This window comes from Psychrobacter sp. PL19, assembly GCF_017875835.1.
Lineage (GTDB): Bacteria > Pseudomonadota > Gammaproteobacteria > Pseudomonadales > Moraxellaceae > Psychrobacter.
This window is the reverse complement of the sequence record NZ_JAGING010000001.1, coordinates 1750885-1769637: the sequence shown is the minus strand read 5'-3', so window position 1 is coordinate 1769637 and position 18753 is coordinate 1750885. Positions and strand designations below refer to the sequence as shown.

Here is an 18753-nt window from a genome sequence, read left to right as displayed (position 1 = left end):
ATTCATCCATCCTGAACATAACATCTGTGACGACTGTAATTTTTAACATATTCCGATATGTTGGGAGAGTCAGATGGTTGTCACGTAAATACGAGAGATATTGAATTTAAACAAAAAAAAGAGCGGATCCCGTCAGCTCTTCTCCTTCATTACTTAAATAAATTTATTAACTCACAGCGGTCACGCTTTGCCGTAAGCCTTGTTCAATGCTGGTCACGTTATGAGTGGCTGTGCCATTCTGCGCATGCCCCTGCTTGCTGTTACTAGCATCGCTTGCCTCAACCGGATAAAACTCTTCGACGACCTCAAACGCCTCGTCAGTATCGGCCTCAAAGCAGGAGTTCACATAACCCTGTTTGGCAGCTTCTTCTAACGCCGCCTGATCAAAGCCGTGTTGACTGAGCTCCGCATCAATAGCCTGCGCACCTTGAACGGCTTCTTTTAGATGGATACCGTCACGTAAGGTTAAATCCACAAAGTAGATCGGTGTCCGATAGCTTTGCGTGGTGCTCTTACCTCTTAGAGTGAGTTGTAGTGGTAAGCATGACAGCTTATTGCCCGATACCGCAGCAAAGTAACTGAGGCGTGCTGCCAGCGTTCGAATGCTGTTAAAGCCTGTGGTGCGAAAGATAAAGGTTCCTAGCTCATCGTCTTCACTTAGATTAACGTACAGACGACCATAGGGCTTACAAGCGCCGCCTTGTGCCAGTGGACAGCGATCAGGCGATGGGCATGGGTGACTCTCAACGCCTTTGTTAGTGCGACGCTGACAGCTCTCACCGTCGCCCACGCAAACGGGTCTGCCTGTTTGCCGATCAAATAGCGTGTACTCTGCTCGCAGATTGAGTTCTGGATCATTGAACAGCAGTCGTACCGGTATTTGTCTAAGCTTACCGTTACTGTTTGCGCGCAATTTTTCATCAAGTGGATGATTGACCCAACCGTCTTTATTTTGAACTTGGCTGGTGATGGTAAATTGATCGTCTTTAGCAGGTAGACGCTTGCCATCTTTGTGAACGACTTTGCCGATGCTGATACGACCGAGAACTGGTGGGGTGATAGTGAGGCCCTTAATCATGGTGATATTCCTTATGTGATGTATTGAAGCCATAAAAAAGCCCACCTATGACGGGTGGGCTCGTTATGCGCTTGGTTTATTTAGTGGGTTAATTTATTGAAGGGTAATTGTTGGAAAGTTGAGTATTGGCTTAGCTGTCGCTTAGAATGACAAAGCGACGGCTGCCCGGGCGTGTTTTACTGAACTGCGTGAGCAATTCAGGCTTTGCTTTGAGCAAAGCCTTGCTATCAAGAGTAGTGCTGTCTTTAGAGCGCTTCCACGAGATCGCACCCTGGTCAAATACGGCGACCTCGTGGTCTTTGATGAGTGTTTGCAGCTGGTGCTTAATCTGATCGTGCTGCTGTTGCAGCTCATCGATAGACGCGCGCTGAGCAAGTAGCTTAGTAAACAGTTTGTTAGCCCCGTCATCGGCGCTAAGATCAATCTTACTCGACGGCTTAGGGGTTGGATAAAGCTGCTTTAACGCACGGGCTGCGGATTCAGAATGGTCCGGGGTTGGCGGGGTGTCGGTTTCCACATACTGCCAGAACAGACGTTCATGCCACAGAATGCTATTAATCAGCTGCTCATCGCGCTCAACCTTAAATATCTTAGCCTCGTGTCCACAAATCAACACGCAGATATGCGCCGCTTGTTTACCAGTGACCGCCAATTGATGCTGTACTTGGCACGTCACATACAAAGGCACCCCCTTCTTCCAAAGCTTAGCCCCGTGCTCCCCTGTTGTTTTACACTCTAATATCTGCACTTCATCGCTGCCAGTGATGGCGTAGTCTAAATTAGCCAGCATAAAGTAATTGTCAGGATCAGGATGCTGCAAGATCGCATTGACTCGGCGCACTTTATTGCCTGTGTGCTCTTGATAGTATTTCGCCACCATGGGCTCTAACGTATTGCCCCAGTACAAGGGAGAGTAGCCATCAATATCATCATTTAAGTGTGAGTGCAGACGACCGGTCTTAATCATCCATAGTTCCAGCATAGACAAAAAGGGGTGAATACCACAGGCGGCGGCGTCAGAGCTGCCAATACCTTGCTTACGAACTTTTAGCCAGTCCTCATGGCTAAGCGCTTTGGTATTAACCAGGCGTTTGGCAGTGGTTGATTGATTTACAGGAGATGGGCGACCCGTAGTGGCTGGTGGCTTAACCTTAACGCTTAGATTCCGGCTTGCGCTCTGCTGAGTAGTACTGTTATTTAAAGCGATGGTGTTCATAATAAATTCCTTAGATAAATGAATCGTTGATTGAGAGAGTTGGTTAAATCATAGGCATAAAAAAACCACGCCCTAAGACGTGGTGATTGGTGGTGTAATAAGACGACTGAGTTAACGGTAGACTCAAGTTACTACGCAATCAAGGTTAGTGCGTCCTCTAAGCCTTTCTGTTTTAGTTTAGCGCCTGCACCGAACCATGCTGAGTTAAGACGGTTGTCTGTATTCATGGCACGTCTTTCATGATCCACATATTCCGTGATGCTACACAGCAAGCCATAAGCCGTATCACGAGCGGCATCAAGACCCGCTCCGCGACCTTGACCATTGAACATGGTCATCACTTGATTCATAGCCTTAGCATTAGGAACCGCATCCTTTTGCTTTTTCGCTTGGTTGAAAAGAATGATGTCATTGTCCTGATCGTTGAACACCCGGCTTAAATAATTGGCAGCTTCCGCTTGAGTGACACGGCGTTCAGACAGCTGCTTCATCTCATAAGAGTGCTGCTCCCACTGCTTCACCGACACGCCCAGTTGCTGCTTGACCTTGTCCGCATCAAAGGAGGTAGAGTGCGGAACTTTCACCACATCTCCTGAACCGTCCGCTAAGCTAATCGCTAAGGTGTTATTACACACCACACGGATCGATGTGAACTGTGCTGTGGTCGCCAAAGTGCCGTCACAAGCCGTTGCAAGCAGTAAGTAGCCATCACTCACATCCTTTCCCTTAAGCATTGCTGACTGACCTGTACGGGCCAATGCCCATAGCTTGCGGCCACCCTTTAAGACTCCAGCAGTCTCCAATTCAAAATCCGACTGTTCAGTAAGATCACGATAGAACTCTAGAATCTCACGAGGTTGTACTTCTTGATAGCGTTGACTGACAACCGATAACGGCTCAAAGTTATCGCTACGGTATAAAACCTTCTGCTCAGCAAAGGGTAAGATCAGGTTATGCCCCTTTTCATTGCTTGCCATATAGCTGACGTCTGACGATTCGATACGCCAATCAAGCCCCGCTTGCTTAGCCCAGACCTCGATAGGCTGCTTAGGGGATAACTCATTACCCAAGCCATGCCATGGGGTTTCGCCGACGTAGGCCATTGATTCGATTAAATGTGCCATGAGAGTATTCCTTTTATTGATTGATTTAGAGCATTAGTTGATTAAATGTGAGGGTTTTAACACAGGGTTGAGGGCGACAGCTGATAGCAAACTCAGCCAATGATGAAGTACGGACTACCAGTGCTACACAATAAAATGCCATATAGACTCCTAACAATAGAGCGCATAAAAAAGGCCTGCGATTAAGCAGACCTTAGAGAGGGAAGATTAGATTGATAGACCGCTTGCTTGACGCAAATGATCGTATGTTCAGGTAAGTGGTATGTATCTGAAATTAGTTAGCTATGGGTGGTAAGCCTCTACGTTTGAGACCATCCCATATTCTGTGTAACTGCCTGATTACGCGCAATGATTTCACGATTGATGTCACCCTTCTCTGTAGTGATACCTCGGCGCTCCACGGCGGTTGCTTATAGTATGCTATGACTTTGATCTTAAAGTCTAGATCGTAACGCATAAAATAACCCCATAAGTTGTATCCAACTTATGGGGGCAGTTCATATTGGCAGAGCCCTTTTGAATCGCACCGCCGGAGACGGCGGTTTACCTGGTATTAATCAGAGTTTCCCTAGGCCTTTTTAAGTTCCGGCGCCTTGCGGTGCCTTGTTCCCTGTTCGTAGGCGTACGCGATGGCAAGCATCTCGGCTTCGGTCCACTGCCGCGCAACAATAACGAGATTGAATGGGGCACCGGAGGCGTAAAAGCCAGCTGGTATCGTCACCGCCGGCAGGCCGGCGATATTCACCTCGCTGACTACCATTCCATCGATGGTTTCGTCTCCGTGCAGCGGACCTAAAGGACCCTGCATTTGCGGGTAAATGACCGCATCAAGCCCATGCTTGTTGAAAACTGTGTTGAATATATCGAGATAGGTTTCCCTCAGATCGATGAACGACGTCATATCTGTGGGTGTAGATGGTGACTTCGCTGATTCTACGAATGCGGGCACATGACTCATATAGTTCAACGTTCCGTCCGGCCCAAACGCATCTTCTTTCTGCGTCGCTTCGGCAAATTCCGCGAATGTCTTCAGAGCGACACTTGAACCCATGCGCTCGAGATATTTTTGAATGTCATAGGCAATTGATTCCATTCCGCGCGCGTCGAACTCGGCTCCAGGCAAGACCGCCTTGCGAAGTTCCATAAATCCAGAATTGGCAAAAGGGTCGTCTACGAGTTCTGCTCCGAGTTTCTTCAATTCTTCTTGGGCGCGCTCATAAAGGCCTGTCGTCTCCTCGGAAAACGTCGAAGCGCGCCAGCCCGGCCCGTAGAGACCAATGCGCTTGCCCTTCAGCGCATTTTTGTCCAACTTCGAGATATAGCCGCCTTTCGGAATCTTACCCACGCATGCTAGCGTCTTGGGATCCTCCATCGAGAACCCTGCAAGCGCGTCCAGCGTCAGTGCCGCATCGCGTACACACCGTGCGATGGGGCCGACGACGTCGCGCAAGCTGGAGAGCGGCAAAACGCCCGTATTAGGAACGAGTCCGTGAGTCGGCTTTATGCCCACAAGGCCTTGCGCCGCGGCAGGGTTTTGAATCGAGCCGGCGGTTTCTTCCGCCAGTCCGAGCACGCAGAAATTACCGCCGACGGCAGTTGCGGTCCCGCTGCTGCTGCCACCGGGTAGGAACTCTCGGTCAACTGAATTGTAAGTAGAGCCAGCCCACGAACCATTGGAATGCGAACCGGTATGGCTGAGCACCGGAATGTTAGTCTTGCCTAGGATCACCGTGTCGGCTTTGCGCATGCGTGCCACCACAGGAGAATCGGTCTCAGGCAGCAGGTCGACGCCGCCGGTCTTGCTGTAGAGAAGCGACCAGCCACCGGTGGTCGGAAAGCCCTTCATATCCATGGCCTCTTTGACGACGACGGGGACACCCGCCAGGGGTCCCAGTGTTTCCCCAGCGGCGCGACGCTTGTCAATCGCGCGCGCTTCTTCAACTGCCTTCTCGTTGAAAAAGACGATTGCATTGTAGGAAGGGTTGAATTCCGCGATGCGCTCTAAGTAAGCCTCAGTCAGCTTTTCTGAGGTGAACGCGCCACTTGCGAAACCCGCCTGTACTTGCTCGACAGTCAGTTCAGTGAGGTCGATGGTCTTTGCATTTACATTAGTCATTTTTTATTCCTTTTTTTTAATATTTGCTCTATGGTTTGATATCCTTATCTCGCAGAAACTCTTTAATATAACTAAGACATAAAAACCTCCTATACATAATAATTAGTGCATCAAGTTCAAAGCATGATAACGTTCTACTGGTACAAATTTTACTCGCTTGCTGGGTGGCTGCGCCACTCCAGAGGCTTCGAAAAGTTTATCCTAGTAGCACTGTATTTATTCTAAAGTGAATCGACTATATTTGACTAACGTTCCTTAATATATCTCATATATATTTTGCAGGATTAGTAGTCCTGGTATCCATCCAGTCGTAACTGCGCAAAAAATCGTAAATAGACCAACTTGTCTCTGAATATTCTTTGATAAGCTGAGCATAACAAAGAATAAAAACCAAAGAACTGACCAAGCATACCAGTTAAAGATGCTCCAAATACTGATGTCCATACTTATTTTGAACGTCGAATTTAATGCTATAGTTAGAGCTGTAAGGCTTACAAAAAAGCAAAACCAACCTAAACCCTTTGAATTTGACTTTAAAAATTGATTTGCGCCAACCCATATGTATGTAAAAGCAAAAAGAAAGGTAAAAGCACCTGCACTTATTAGATTCAAATCTTGAGATTTGTTGAATACTAAATATATCGCGATTAAAAAACTTAGAAATCCTACTAGTAAGTTTATTACTGCAACTTCTTTATCTTCAATTTTACCTAGTAGCCAGAGTCCGTTAATAAATAAGACAGCGCCAACATAAAGTAGTGTTAAACCTAACATGATTATTTTCCTATATTATTTGTTTTAATAATCATCTATAAATAAAAAAGGTCTCTTCACCCTTAAGTTGTTCGTACTCATTCCATTTTTTTCAAGTTTAGTTAAATGCTCATCGCTAGGGTGTATCCCTTTAGCGTTCAGTGTTTCCTTTAGAGATATACTCATATTATTTACCTTTCCCTGTTATTGAAATATAAGACTAAAACAATAATGGAAATAAAATAAAACTTCATTTCTTTGAATTAGTCTTATTAATATAGGATTTAATTAATCACTTGTCAAGTATATAAAAAATATAATAATATTTTTTATTATTAACTATTAAATAAAATATTAAATTAGTAATTCTTTATTAAAATGACCTTTGTTTAAGTCAATAATATACCTGAAGCTCATGTAATAGAAAGCCACATAAATTAATTAATTAATTACAATAAAAAGTAACCAACATAATTTAGGGTATAGCGCATTTTTAGATTAAATATTAATATAAATACACTTACGTAAATAAATTTAATATTTAGTTTTTTGAATTAAAATATTCTCTATAGTATTACTGGATTAAATGTCAGCAACTTTAGGCTTGATATTAAGGCTAGAAATAATATTCTGAACTTGTTCCAACAATAAATGATCATTGCCACGATAAGAGACTAATTGCACTCCCATCGGTAAGTTTGTCGAACTGCTACCGATTGGAAAAGAAAAGCATGGCGAGTCAAGATAATTAAAAGGTCGTGTATAATTCCCAACATGAGCAAAACTCTTATCTTGTGCATCTAACTCAACGGCAAAAATTGGACTAACCGGTAACAATAAGCAATTATTTTCAACCAATGACTGTTCAAACGACTGTTCAAACGAGCTTCGCTGTGTAATTACTTGTTGATAATCTTCTGATGAAATATCTTTGCCCCGTAAAACTCGCTCTCGTACTACTTGCCACATCTTGGTGTGCACATTTTCTGCGTCCTTGCCGTGATATAAATAACTTTCATATGCAATAATCATCGATGTGCGGTCAGATAGCGCCTCAAAGTTGAATTCAGTCGGTGGCTGCCATTTTTTAAGTACAAAGCCATGCGCTGTTAATTGAATTAACAGCGCATTCCATAAATTTAATATTTCATCATCTAATGGATATGGAAAATCTTCTTCCGCCAAATAACACAACTCATTAAGATCGGATCGAAGTTGAGGGATCTGAGTATTGCTAAGAAGTGCATATAGTTCGAAAATGTCTTCACTTCTTAAAGCAATCGGTCCTAAAGTATCTAAAGTTTTAGACAGTGCGACTGCACCAGAAGCAACGATCTTATTACTCGATGGTTTAAATCCAAAGATGCCATTTAATGCCACAGGCGTACGAATGGATCCACCTGTATCGCCCCCGATGGACAAAGGGGACAAACCAGCAGCCACAGCAACACTCGCACCAGATGAAGAGCCACCCGGAGCTAATTGCTGTTTAGACCATGGATTATATGGCGTGCCTTGCATTGGATTTTGTCCAGAGAGCCCAAAAGCTAACTCCGTCATTTTGACTTTGCCTAAAATTACAAAGCCTAAACTTTCAAGTTGTCTGACTAAAGCACAACTTTCTGGCGCAATCTGATCTAAATAAACAGTACCCGCTTTGGTGACATAGCCTTTTACATCTAAATTATCTTTTAAAAGAATTGGGATACCGTGAAACTGACTTAAACGCTTAGTTGCTACATTTAATTCATCTAATTGCCTAGCCTGCTCTAGTGCCTCAGTTTCAAATAATACTGAAATGCAATCTAAGTTTTCATACGTTTTAATACGATGAATATAGAATTCAACTACATCAACAACAGTTATCTCTTTTCTTGCAATCATCCTTGCAATCTCGAGTGCAGAAATATTTAACAAGTTCATCAGATGTCTTCCAGTTTTTTACCAACCGTTTCAGGCATTTTAATAAAGGTGATCAGCGTTAAAATTGCACCAACGATAACCATGAAATAAAAATAATCTTGTTTACCGTTACTTTGCGACCAAGTTAGAACATACGGTGTCGTACCACCTAGCAACGCGACCACTAAGTTATAGGGTGCGCCAATCCCAACCGCTCGAACTTCCGTTGGAAATTGTTCGGACATTACTGCAGGTCCAATTGAGGTATATAAGGCGTAGAGCACTAAGCCAAACATCTCAACCAATAAAATTGAGCTAAATGAGCTGTCCATCCACTTAATCATAGGATAGAAAAACAATAAGTACCCTAAAGCAAAAACGATTAACTGTGGCTTACGTCCAATTTTATCGGATAGCCAGCCAAACAAAGGCTGACATAGCATAAATACAACCAAGGCAATGGTGTTGGCAGCGAAAGCAACTTTCGATTCCGCACCCAGAAAATTAATGGCATAGCTTGGGACATAGATAACAAATATATAAAATGCAAAAGTAGTTAAAATCGAGATTCCAGCTATTCTTAAGGTTTCTTTTGGATAACTTTTGATCAGCACCAGTAAAGGATTTTTAACTTTTTCCTTAGCATGCGTCATTTCACTATCAGGCACAGAGCGACGAATCCACATCCCAACAAGACCACCTAGGGCGCCCAATAGAAAAGGAATGCGCCAACCATAGTTACTCATTTGCTGATCTGTTAAAATACTGGTTAATAACCAAGCTAAGCCTGATGCGAGTAATATCCCCATGGCTGCACTAAAGAACATAAAGCTTGAATAAAACCCCCTTTTTTCTTTTGGTGCCATTTCAGATAGATAAGTTGCAGCAGAGGCGAACTCTCCACCTAAAGATAAGCCTTGTAATAATCGTGCTAAAACTAAAATAATCGGGGCAAAAATACCAATTGTTGTATAGGTTGGTGACAAAGCAATCATTAGCGAGCCACCAGCCATCATCATGATCGTGGTTGCTAGTGCAGATTTTCTACCATATCGGTCAGAAAATATTCCCAGGACTATCCCACCAAAAGGCCGCATAAAAAAGCCAATAGCAAAAATAGCAAAAGTAGCTAATAATGATGCCGTTGCATCTGTAGAGGGGAAAAACTGTTTGGAAAAGAATACGGCAAATGTTGCATATATCGTCCAATCAAACCACTCGACAGCATTTCCAATTGTTCCTGCAAGAATGACTTTCTTTTGTGATACATTTCTAACCATAGACGTTGAGTTTTTCATATTAGGCTCATCCATAAGTTCCTATGATTATAGTCTAGACAAATAAATCCGTTTAATTTTGTTTTTAGACTTAAATTTAGGTTATATTTAATTTTTAGACAAGTCAACCATTATGAATGAACATTTTAAAATAGATGATATCGACAAAGCTTGCATTAACGCTTTATTAGAAAATCCACGAGGTTCATGGCGAGAACTAAGCTTGGCCAGTGACATTCCTGAGAAAAAACTCTCTAGACGAATTAGCAAGCTTTTTGATGAACATATTATTCGTACCGTGATTGAACTGAACCCGCTGGTAGTTAACAATGGATTTACCGTGCATGTCTGGTTGAGTATTAAGTTGGGTAAAGTAAAAGAAGTTGCACAGTTTTTCTCTGAACGTCCAGAAGTTAGAGTGGTGTTTTTAACCACGGGTATAGCTGAAATTTTTTTAGAGATTGGCTTAGAGAAACCAGCCGACTTACACCCCTGGATGCATAATATCGTTACACAGCTGCCAGGCATTAAGACAGTAGAAACACAAGTGGTGTTAAAACCTTTTTCTTGGGCAAGTAAACTAAAAAAAACCTCTGTCCCTTCATCTATAGTGGCTGAACACTTATTGTCCCCAGATGAATTAAAGTTGATTTATGTCTTATCGCAAGATGGGCGAATTTCGATCAAAAGTCTTTCTGAAGCTATACAGATGAGTGAACACAGAACCTTAAAAATGATGAATGATCTGCTGGCAGAAGAAGTGTTTTCCATACGATTAGATTTTGAGCCAAATCTTATTGGCTATGATACTGAGGCAATTGTGCTAATAAAAGCTCGACCTGAATCTATCAATGAAATTGTAAGAGCACTTTCCGAACTTAAAAATACCAGATGCTTGTTTGGTATTAGTGGGGAATCACAATTTTTTTGGCATGTGTTATGTGACGATCTAGCTGATTTATGGTATTTAACCACCGAAAAGTTGAGCCAACTAGATGGTATTCAGTCTTGTAATACAAATATGATTACTAATGCTTACAAACGTGCTGGCTATATGCGTGAAGGGACTAAAACGCAATTACTCTAAAGCAATTAAATCTTAGATTAACACGTGAAGTGCAATTTCAAAGAGCAGGTGAAAAAGAGGCCTAGATGCGCTAGCATCAAGGTTACTATCCACCGCCAAAGTGAGATTGCAACCATGAGCTATACACATCTAAGCCTAGGGGAACGATATCAGATTTATGCCCTTAAAGGGGCAAACCACAGCATTAAATTTATAGCAGGCGAATTAAATAGAAGTCCTAGCACCATATCAAGAGAAATCAGACGAAATGAAAGTCAGCGTGGTTACCGACCAAAGCATGCCCACACAACGGCTAAAGCGCGGCGAGCAAACAACGCCTTCACTATTGTTTCAAACGTCTGGGATTAGGTCATTGCTAAGCTAAAGTTACAATGGAGTCCGGAATAAATAGCAGGCGTCCATGGCGGTATCAGCCACATGAGTATCTATCGCTACCTGTGGACAGACAAAAAACAAGGTGGCGGGTTATGGCAGTGTCTAAGACGTAAAGCCAAACCTTACCGTCAAAGGCTGACTGACGAGACTCGTGGTCGCATCAATGATAGGGTCTCTATTCATAAGCGTCCGCAAGTAGTCGAAGACCGATCCCGTATTGGTGATTGGGAAGCCGATACCATTATTGGTCAAAACCACAAACAGGCCATCGTGACGGTAGTAGAGCGCCGAACAGGTTTGCTTAAGATGCAACGGGTCACTAAAAAGAGCGCTCATCTGGTGGCAGATGCTATGGTAACTCTACTGACCCCAGTTAGACTACACGTTAAGACGATTACCTCTGACAATGGTAAGGAGTTTGCTGAGCATAAAGAGGTGAAAGAACGCCTCTACAGTATGTTCTACTTCGCTGATACTTATGCGTCATGGCAACGAGGAACAAACGAGAATACCAATGGTCTAATCAGAGAGTACTTGCCTAAAGGCTGTGATTTCAGACAAGTATCTGATGATGAAGTACAAGCCATTGAGGATAGATTAAATAGCAGACCAAGAAAACTATTGGGATTCAAAACACCAAATCAGGTATTCTATGACATTATTTAGCGTTGCACTTGGTGTGTTAATCTAGGAATAGAAAAACCCTCTAACTGGAGTTAAATTACTAAAACTTCAGTTAGAGGGTTTCGCTTAAAATTCGTTCAGTCTAGGCCAATAATCCTTGCATTTTCATACAGGTTTATGGGTAATATCTTCTACCCCTAAATGTTCTCTTATAGGCTCTTCCAAAACCTCCTTCATAAGACCATTTACGGCCCCTTGTATGGAACAAAAAAAATGAGCTCCGGCTTAAATACTGGGTAACACAGGCAACCAAAACACCAAAGCTAAAAGCGTTGCGAGTAGTACTGGTGGAGTAATGACTAATCCAATCTTCATATACTGACTCCAGCTAATTTTATAATCCTTCTCTGCCAGTACATGTAGCCATAACAAGGTTGCTAAGCTACCAATTGGGGTAAATTTTGGTCCCAAATCATTACCAATAACATTGGCATAAATCATCAGCTCACGCGTTGCAGCAGGTACTTGTGCCTGATCAATAGCGAGTGCGCCGATAAGTGTTGACGGTAGATTGTTCATCAATGAGGCCACAATAGCGGAGAGAAAACCTGTCCCTAACGTTGCAACTATATTGCCTTGTTGCCCTAACCAATTTAGTATTTGCGCGCCATATGCCGTGAGTCCTGCATTACCCAAACCATAGACCACCAAATACATACCGATTGAAAATAAGACGATTTGCCAAGGAGCTTTGCGTAGAACATCGGTTACAGAAAACTTTGTATCACGACCGCCTTGCCACCAGCGACCTGCGATTGCCATAAGTACCAGCGCTGCGATACCAGTCACCAATGAGATCACAAGACCTAGTGACTCAGTGGCAAAATAAGCGATAAGTAATAAGGCCAACAGTGGAAAGGCCGCTCGAAAAACCAAAGGGTCTTTGATAGCGGATTGCGGTGAGCTAAGGCTATCCATTGAATAGTGCTTCGGAATATGGCGCGCATAAACAAGCCATAACACCAGTAACGTTGTAATAACCGACACGATATTCACTGGCACCATGACTGAAGCATAGCGACCAAAGCCAATATCGAAATAATTGGCACTAACGATATTGACTAGGTTAGACGTTACTAAAGGTAGGCTTGCCGTATCAGCAATAAAGCCAGTAGCAATAATAAAGGCTAAGGCTGATTTGGGTGCAAAATCAAGGCGCAATAGAATAGCGATAACAATAGGTGTGAGTAACAATGCCGCCCCATCATTGGCAAAAAAAGCGGCAATGAACGCGCCTAAAATAACAATCATGGGGAACAGTCGCCGACCTTTTCCATCACCCAGTCTTGCCACATGCAACGCCGCCCAACCAAAAAACCCAGCCTCATCTAAAATCAATGAGATGATGATGAGCGCGACAAAGGTAAAGGTGGCATCCCAAACGATGTCCCAGACGATAGCCACGTCTGATAATTGTACTACCCCAAAAAGCAAGGCGACTAATGCGCCACCCATTGCACTCCAACCTATCCCCAGTCCTTTTGGCTGCCAGATCACTAAAGTCAAAGTGACGATAAAAATCGCTAACGCGAGCATAAAGGTGCCTTAATAAAACAATGACGTTAAAAATATTTGGTGTTATGGCAATCTGGCGTTAAAGAGCTTTTTGATGGACGCGCCGTGAAACTTCATCACTGCTTTCTACGCGTTCAGAATAACGATCGGTTAGATAAGTGGAGCGACCACGTGTGAGCCAAGTAAATTTCACCAATTCCTCACACACATCGACGATACGCTCATACAAAGGCGACTGTTGCATTCGGTTATCGTCATTAAACTCTAAAAATGCTTTGGGGATAGAGGATTGATTAGGTATGGTAATCATGCGCATCCAGCGCCCAAGAATACGCAGTTGATTGACGGTATTAAAGCTCTGACTGCCGCCACTGACTTGCATCACTGCGAGCGTTTTGCCTTGAGTCGGACGTACGCCGCCTAATGATAACGGAATCCAATCAATCTGTGCTTTCATGATACTGGTGATACTGCCGTGGCGCTCAGGACTTACCCATAGCATGCCTTTTGACCATGCTGCCAACTCGCGCAATTTTTGTACTTTTGGATGATCAGCATCGGTACTATCAGGTAACGGTAGACCAGAGGGATCAAAAGTACGTACTTCGCAACCATACCAGCGCAATATCCGACTTGCTTCCTCGCTTGCCAGTTTAGAAAATGAGCGTTCACGCAAAGAACCGTATAACACCAATATCTTAGGTGGGTGGCGCGGGTCATTTGCACTAATTAGAGCATCAATATCAATCGGTTGCATTTGTTCCGCATCTATATTTGGTAAATCATTCAAATCGATAGATGGGTGTAAGGCGTTACTTTTAGCATATTGTAAGACTCCGCCATCTTCTTTGGTAAAACGACTGACTGGATTGTCCAATAATTCAAATACTCGCTCTGAAGGTCGGCATAATGCTGCGCCTTTATCGGTCACCACAATAGGACGATTCATCAAAATAGGGTGCGTCATCATGGCATCAATAAGCTATATAGAACCTGGCAATCCACAGCAGAATGCCTACGTTGAGCGCTATAATAGAACCATGCGCTATGATTGGTTAAATAAACCAAGAGTTGTTTACTGATTTATACCAAGTCCGTCAGCAAGCAGAGGACTGGTTATATCACTACAGTCACGAGCGCCCTAATATGGTTAATGGCGGCTTTACGCCTACACAGAAACTAAACCACGCAACTTAATTCTATTTATTAGGTGTCTTATGGTTGGGATGATGACCCTGTCAGCTATCTGCTCGGCCAGTTTCTTGATATCGGATTTGTTAGTCATTGCTTATTCTTCGGTTAGGGGGTTATAAGCAGTTACACAGTTTTTGGGAAAAGCTCAGTTTTATTAAATCACCGGCCATCTATTCGCCCATGGTTTAGCTGTTTCAAACGCAGCAGATGCACGTAAAACTGTTCTATCATCTAAATGACGACCTACTATTTGTAATCCTATAGGTAATCCACACTCTGTCCAACCGGCAGGAATAGATGCTGCTGGTTGACCTGTCATATTAAAAGGAAAAACAAAAGATAACCAATGAGACTCATGTACTGACTGGCCATCAATCTCCGTTGGGCCATTGATACCAACTTCAAATGGTGGAACAGCAAGCGTTGGAGTTAGCAGCAGGTCATAATTCTCCATAAACTTACTCATTTTCATATTTACTTCTTGTCTTAACATATGTGCATTAGTTAGTTCTTCTGCTGTGTAGTTATTCTGAATAAAACTCATCATCGTCGAGCCTAGCAATCCATCTTTTTCTCTAGCAATTTTTCGTAATCCTGCTAAGTCGGTATCTCTTGCTACCAGTGTCCAAAACTCTTCAGGAGCTACATTAAATCCTGGGTGAACTTCTTCTACATGACACCCTAGTTGGCTAAATATTTTTACCGCCTCCTCTGTTATTTTTCTAACTTGAGGGTCCACGGTAGCGTAGCCAAGATCAGGGCTCCAAGCTATTCTCAAACCTCTGATATCTTGGTCTTTAATTATATTTAGGTAATCAAGACCTTCATTAGGTAGACTATGCCTATCCATGTGGCTTGGTCCAGCCATGACGGAAAGCATAAGAGCGCTGTCTTCAACCGTACGTGTTATCGGACCATTACATTCCAGTGATTCCCAACCACTTGCGCCAGGATATCTTGGATCACGACAGCCAGGGTATAACGGAATTCTTCCAAAAGAACCTTTCATGCCATACAACCCGGATAAACTTGAAGGAATTCGAATCGATCCACCACCGTCATTACCTATTGTCAGTGCTGTCATCCCAGTAGCCGCTGCAACTGCGGATCCTCCGCTAGAACCCCCTGGAGTTAGTTCTGTATTCCAAGGGTTCCTTGTAACGCCAAGTAAGTCACTATGTGTTACTCCTTGATACCCAAATTCTGGTACATTTGTCTTCCCGATAATAATCGCTCCAGCTTCTCGTAGGCGCTCAACGCAAATATCATCTTCGTCAGGAATAAAATTTTCATATAATTTTGAACCAAATGTAGTCCGCATGCCTTTCGTGGATATCAAGTCTTTTACTGCAACTGGAACACCATGCAGTACACCAACCTTCTCTCCAGCCATTATTTTTTCTTCAGCTAACTTTGCAGCTTTTCTAGCACCTTCTTCATCGAGTGTACAGAAAGCATTTAATTTAGGATTCAAATCTTTAATTCGTTTAAATATAGCATCCACGACTTCAATAGGTGATGCTTCTTTTTCACGTATAATTCTTGCTTGTTCCGTTCCCGACATTTTATAAATATCTACTATAGATTTATTCATTGTTAGTTTTCTCCTTTGGAATTGATGCGTTAGAATAATTCTATGTAGTCATAATATTAAGAGAACTGTCTACAGAATTATTAAGATTTATCAAATTAACTGAATAGTTTAAATAAGGTTTTAAACTATTCAGTTAATTTGATAACTTTGAGGTTTAGTATTAGTGATTTTTGCGAATATCAGTGTAGCGTTTGAAGCCTACATCGTCTTGATTGAGTAGTTTTTCTATACCTAGTATGGCGCTTTATTTGTTAAGAATAGAGAATTCAGCTTAAAAAGTTATAACACTTTTTCAAGAGGTTTAATGAATACCTTTGAAAAGCCTCGGATTAGCATATTAAAAAGGTGAACGAAACATAAAACTTGTCGCAAACTTTGGCTCAGCCACTCAAGAGAATTCTATTTTATCGCCTCAACACCTGTATCTCGAGCCGTTAAGGCGAATCTCAAAAGTTAAAAAATTATAAATAGTTAGGCGTACGACGCACATTATTAGCCTGTTCAAATGCGTAACCCAGCCGGAATAAATCTGGCTCGTGATATGGCAAAACAACCAGCTCCATACCCACGGGTAAACCATTTTCACTGAATCCGGCAGGTAGGCAAATCGACGGCATCCAGGTCTGCGAAGCAATCAAAGTATTCGTTGGGAACGTTAATACTTGATGCTTGCCGTCACGGACATCCTGTTTTGACGGTGGAAGGATCTGAACGCAGGGAAACACTAACGCGTCCAAGTCATTTTTCGCAACAATTCCGGCAACAAGGCGTTGGAACTTGTCGCGAGCGGCAAGCTTGCGGAAATAATCAGGCTCATCTTCTGGATTTACCGGTCCTTCAAAGATATCAATTAAAAGATCCAGCACCGGGTGGAACGTGCCATTTGCTTTGATTTCTTCGAGGCTTTTGGTCGGCATACCTTCACGTGAGGCTAAAAACTTATTGATGTCATGCCGCGAGTGTGAACCATACAAAGAGGTTTCGATAATGTGTTCCATCATGTCTGGAATTTCTACATCAACAAGTATGGCTCCTACATCTTTAGCTTTTTCGAGAGCCGAGTCAATGATACCGTTAACTTCTGCAGACTCAGCATTATCGTTTGACCCATAAGCGTTACGTACAACTCCCAGACGCGCTCCTTTAAGGCTATCGGCATCCAAAGCATTAGTATAGCTGCCTTTATGATCAGCAATACACGCCGCGGTAGTATATTCATCGGTTGGGTCATAACCTACCAATGCATCAAGAAGGAGAGCGGCATCTGTAACCGTGCGCGCCATCGGACCTGCTGTATCCTGAAAAACTACAAGCGGCGACGTGCCATTGCGGCTTATCAGGCCGGGAGTAACACGGACACCGACAAGATTCGTAAAACTAGCGGGTATACGAATGGAACCACCGGTATCTTCGCCTATTCCGACCAATCCTAGGTTCGCTGCGATCGCAGCCGCTGTCCCGCTGCTAGAACCACCGGGATCATACGCCAAAACATATGGATTCTTAGTCTCACCTTGTTTTGAACAAAATCCGAACCATGATGTTGCAAAATCGGGCAATGTCGTTTTGGCAAGAATAATCGCCCCTACCGCTTTCATCTTTTTGATAATGGTTGCGTCATCTTTTGGCTGGTAACCGTCCTGAGCTATGGAGCCGAAAGTCGTCATCATATCTTTGGTTTCTACTTGATCTTTTACTAGCACCGGCACGCCGTGCAATGCGCCAACAAATTCGCCTGTCCTTGCGAAATGTGCGTCAAGGCGATCGGCTTCATCCAGTGCGATTGGATTAATAGTAATGATAGAATTGAGAGTAGGCCCAGATTTATCAATTGCCTCTATCCGTTCAAGGTACGCTTCAACCAAACTGCGCACAGTGAGCGATCCATTTTTGAGATGCGTTTGCATATCAGTGATGGTTAACTCTTCAATTTCAAAATCTTTCATAATTATCTTCCTTGGAATTATGTTTACTTATGTTGCTCACGTTTAAACGCCTAGCTTAAATTATGATTAAGTTAAGGCGCGGCTACTTTAATACCTGCGTTATCAAGAACTGCTCGTACCGTTTTAATCAGTGAGAGGGCTCCCGGAGTATCGCTGTGAATACATACAGAGTCGAATTTAACAGTCACTATCTTACCGCTAACTGACTCTACTTCGTTGTTTTGGCATGCGCGTAACACTTTTTGTGCCACTAAATCAGGATCAAGTTGCTTAACCTTGCGAACGAATACAATGTTTCCTTCCTCATCGTAATCACGATCTGCGTAGAACTCATGAACTCTTGGCAACCCAACGTTTTTTGCCGCATGGTCAATGGCTGAGTTCGCTAGACAGTAAATAGATACGTCAGGAGCGACAATTGCTAGAGCAGATGTTAGCTTTTCGGCAAACTCCTCATCACGTGCTGCATGCATAAACAATGCACCATGCAATTTAAAATGATGCATCCTGAGGCCTTCAAGATAGGCAAGTTCGCGTAGAGCACCTAGTTGGTACAGAGCGTCATTCACCAATTCATCGGCGGACGCCGAAATGTGGCGGCGTCCAAATCCTACTAAATCATGAAACCCTGGATGAACACCAACGCATACTCCATGACGAGATGCCAATCGTAACGTATCAATCATAGTAGAAGGGTCACCGGCGTGAAAGCCCGCTGCAATATTGGCGGAGCTAATCAATGGCATGATATCGCGATCAACATCATCACCAATCGACCAAGCGCCGAATCCCTCACCCATATCTGAATTCAAATCGATCTTTATTGTCATTGAAATTTTCCTTGGAAATACGTTCATATTTAGGGCAATTAAAAAACTATATTATGAATTCA

General features: G+C 43.0%; 15 protein-coding genes and 1 pseudogene. 4 read left to right on the top strand and 12 right to left on the bottom strand.

All coding sequences use genetic code 11. The features are described from left to right. Positions 1 to 166: 166 nt before the first annotated feature. The 7 genes from H4W00_RS07240 to H4W00_RS07210 all read right to left on the bottom strand — a co-directional run bounded on the left by H4W00_RS07240 (position 167) and on the right by H4W00_RS07210 (position 9487). Positions 167 to 1078 carry a recombination directionality factor gene (locus H4W00_RS07240; RefSeq protein ID WP_209956893.1) on the bottom strand — a complete coding sequence of 304 codons (912 nt, stop codon included), beginning with the start codon at positions 1076 to 1078 and terminating at the stop codon, positions 167 to 169. A 130-nt stretch (positions 1079 to 1208) separates the two neighbouring features. Next, entirely contained in the window at positions 1209 to 2294 is a 1086-nt protein-coding gene (locus tag H4W00_RS07235) for a YqaJ viral recombinase family nuclease (RefSeq protein WP_209956892.1), read from the bottom strand. Positions 2295 to 2425: 131 nt separating this feature from the next. Next, positions 2426 to 3418: a DUF932 domain-containing protein gene (locus H4W00_RS07230; protein WP_209956891.1), complete on the bottom strand. Its 993-nt coding sequence runs from the start codon at positions 3416 to 3418 to the stop codon at positions 2426 to 2428. A 568-nt stretch (positions 3419 to 3986) separates the two neighbouring features. Further along, positions 3987 to 5534 (bottom strand): amidase, encoded by a 1548-nt coding sequence (locus H4W00_RS07225; RefSeq protein WP_209956890.1) that lies wholly within the window; start codon positions 5532 to 5534, stop codon positions 3987 to 3989. Between the two features lie 255 nt (positions 5535 to 5789). Continuing rightward, entirely contained in the window at positions 5790 to 6308 is a 519-nt protein-coding gene (locus H4W00_RS07220; protein WP_209956889.1) for an AmiS/UreI family transporter, read from the bottom strand. A 561-nt stretch (positions 6309 to 6869) separates the two neighbouring features. Next, positions 6870 to 8210 (bottom strand): amidase, encoded by a 1341-nt coding sequence (locus H4W00_RS07215; protein WP_209956888.1) that lies wholly within the window; start codon positions 8208 to 8210, stop codon positions 6870 to 6872. Beyond that, complete coding sequence (locus tag H4W00_RS07210) at positions 8210 to 9487, bottom strand: MFS transporter (protein ID WP_334684905.1); 1278 nt, start codon at positions 9485 to 9487, stop codon at positions 8210 to 8212. The genes H4W00_RS07215 and H4W00_RS07210 overlap by 1 nt, the downstream gene beginning before the upstream one ends. Before the next feature lie 112 nt (positions 9488 to 9599). Here H4W00_RS07210 and H4W00_RS07205 point away from each other — a divergent pair, with 112 nt between their 5' ends. The 3 genes from H4W00_RS07205 to H4W00_RS07195 all read left to right on the top strand — a co-directional run bounded on the left by H4W00_RS07205 (position 9600) and on the right by H4W00_RS07195 (position 11594). Continuing rightward, complete coding sequence (locus tag H4W00_RS07205) at positions 9600 to 10553, top strand: Lrp/AsnC family transcriptional regulator (RefSeq protein ID WP_209956886.1); 954 nt, start codon at positions 9600 to 9602, stop codon at positions 10551 to 10553. Between the two features lie 114 nt (positions 10554 to 10667). Next, positions 10668 to 10901, top strand: a complete 234-nt coding sequence (locus H4W00_RS12735) for a helix-turn-helix domain-containing protein (RefSeq protein ID WP_209956885.1) — start codon at positions 10668 to 10670, stop codon at positions 10899 to 10901. 69 nt (positions 10902 to 10970) lie between these two features. Beyond that, positions 10971 to 11594 carry an IS30 family transposase gene (locus H4W00_RS07195; protein ID WP_209956884.1) on the top strand — a complete coding sequence of 208 codons (624 nt, stop codon included), beginning with the start codon at positions 10971 to 10973 and terminating at the stop codon, positions 11592 to 11594. Between the two features lie 243 nt (positions 11595 to 11837). On the opposite strand, the gene H4W00_RS07190 is transcribed toward H4W00_RS07195, so the two are convergent. Both H4W00_RS07190 and arsH read right to left on the bottom strand, forming a co-directional pair. Beyond that, on the bottom strand, positions 11838 to 13148 hold the full coding sequence (locus H4W00_RS07190; RefSeq protein ID WP_209956883.1) for an arsenic transporter: 1311 nt from the start codon (positions 13146 to 13148) through the stop codon (positions 11838 to 11840). Between the two features lie 58 nt (positions 13149 to 13206). After that, positions 13207 to 13923, bottom strand: a complete 717-nt coding sequence (arsH, locus tag H4W00_RS07185; RefSeq protein ID WP_334684999.1) for an arsenical resistance protein ArsH — start codon at positions 13921 to 13923, stop codon at positions 13207 to 13209. Between the two features lie 178 nt (positions 13924 to 14101). Between arsH and H4W00_RS07180 the strand changes: the two are divergent. Further along, a pseudogene (locus H4W00_RS07180) lies at positions 14102 to 14324 on the top strand (integrase core domain-containing protein); the annotation flags it as partial. A 151-nt stretch (positions 14325 to 14475) separates the two neighbouring features. Here the strand turns inward: H4W00_RS07180 and H4W00_RS07175 are convergent. The 3 genes from H4W00_RS07175 to H4W00_RS07165 all read right to left on the bottom strand — a co-directional run bounded on the left by H4W00_RS07175 (position 14476) and on the right by H4W00_RS07165 (position 18691). Beyond that, entirely contained in the window at positions 14476 to 15915 is a 1440-nt protein-coding gene (locus H4W00_RS07175) for an amidase (RefSeq protein ID WP_209956882.1), read from the bottom strand. 461 nt (positions 15916 to 16376) lie between these two features. Then, positions 16377 to 17861, bottom strand: a complete 1485-nt coding sequence (locus H4W00_RS07170; RefSeq protein ID WP_209956881.1) for an amidase — start codon at positions 17859 to 17861, stop codon at positions 16377 to 16379. Between the two features lie 71 nt (positions 17862 to 17932). Then, positions 17933 to 18691: a 5-oxoprolinase subunit PxpA gene (locus tag H4W00_RS07165; RefSeq protein ID WP_209956880.1), complete on the bottom strand. Its 759-nt coding sequence runs from the start codon at positions 18689 to 18691 to the stop codon at positions 17933 to 17935. Positions 18692 to 18753: the final 62 nt, after the last annotated feature.

Bases quoted from the DNA above. Each gene is read 5' to 3' on its own strand.
- H4W00_RS07225 (WP_209956890.1), bottom strand. From the start codon at position 5,534: ATGACTAATGTAAATGCAAAGACCATCGACCTCACTGAACTGACTGTC.
- H4W00_RS07230 (WP_209956891.1), bottom strand. From the start codon at position 3,418: ATGGCACATTTAATCGAATCAATGGCCTACGTCGGCGAAACCCCATGG.
- H4W00_RS07210 (WP_334684905.1), bottom strand. From the start codon at position 9,487: ATGAAAAACTCAACGTCTATGGTTAGAAATGTATCACAAAAGAAAGTC.
- H4W00_RS07240 (WP_209956893.1), bottom strand. From the start codon at position 1,078: ATGATTAAGGGCCTCACTATCACCCCACCAGTTCTCGGTCGTATCAGC.
- H4W00_RS07220 (WP_209956889.1), bottom strand. From the start codon at position 6,308: ATGTTAGGTTTAACACTACTTTATGTTGGCGCTGTCTTATTTATTAAC.
- H4W00_RS07170 (WP_209956881.1), bottom strand. From the start codon at position 17,861: ATGAAAGATTTTGAAATTGAAGAGTTAACCATCACTGATATGCAAACG.
- H4W00_RS07165 (WP_209956880.1), bottom strand. From the start codon at position 18,691: ATGACAATAAAGATCGATTTGAATTCAGATATGGGTGAGGGATTCGGC.
- H4W00_RS07190 (WP_209956883.1), bottom strand. From the start codon at position 13,148: ATGCTCGCGTTAGCGATTTTTATCGTCACTTTGACTTTAGTGATCTGG.
- H4W00_RS07235 (WP_209956892.1), bottom strand. From the start codon at position 2,294: ATGAACACCATCGCTTTAAATAACAGTACTACTCAGCAGAGCGCAAGC.
- H4W00_RS07205 (WP_209956886.1), top strand. From the start codon at position 9,600: ATGAATGAACATTTTAAAATAGATGATATCGACAAAGCTTGCATTAAC.
- H4W00_RS07175 (WP_209956882.1), bottom strand. From the start codon at position 15,915: ATGAATAAATCTATAGTAGATATTTATAAAATGTCGGGAACGGAACAA.
- H4W00_RS07215 (WP_209956888.1), bottom strand. From the start codon at position 8,210: ATGAACTTGTTAAATATTTCTGCACTCGAGATTGCAAGGATGATTGCA.
- H4W00_RS12735 (WP_209956885.1), top strand. From the start codon at position 10,668: ATGAGCTATACACATCTAAGCCTAGGGGAACGATATCAGATTTATGCC.
- H4W00_RS07195 (WP_209956884.1), top strand. From the start codon at position 10,971: ATGAGTATCTATCGCTACCTGTGGACAGACAAAAAACAAGGTGGCGGG.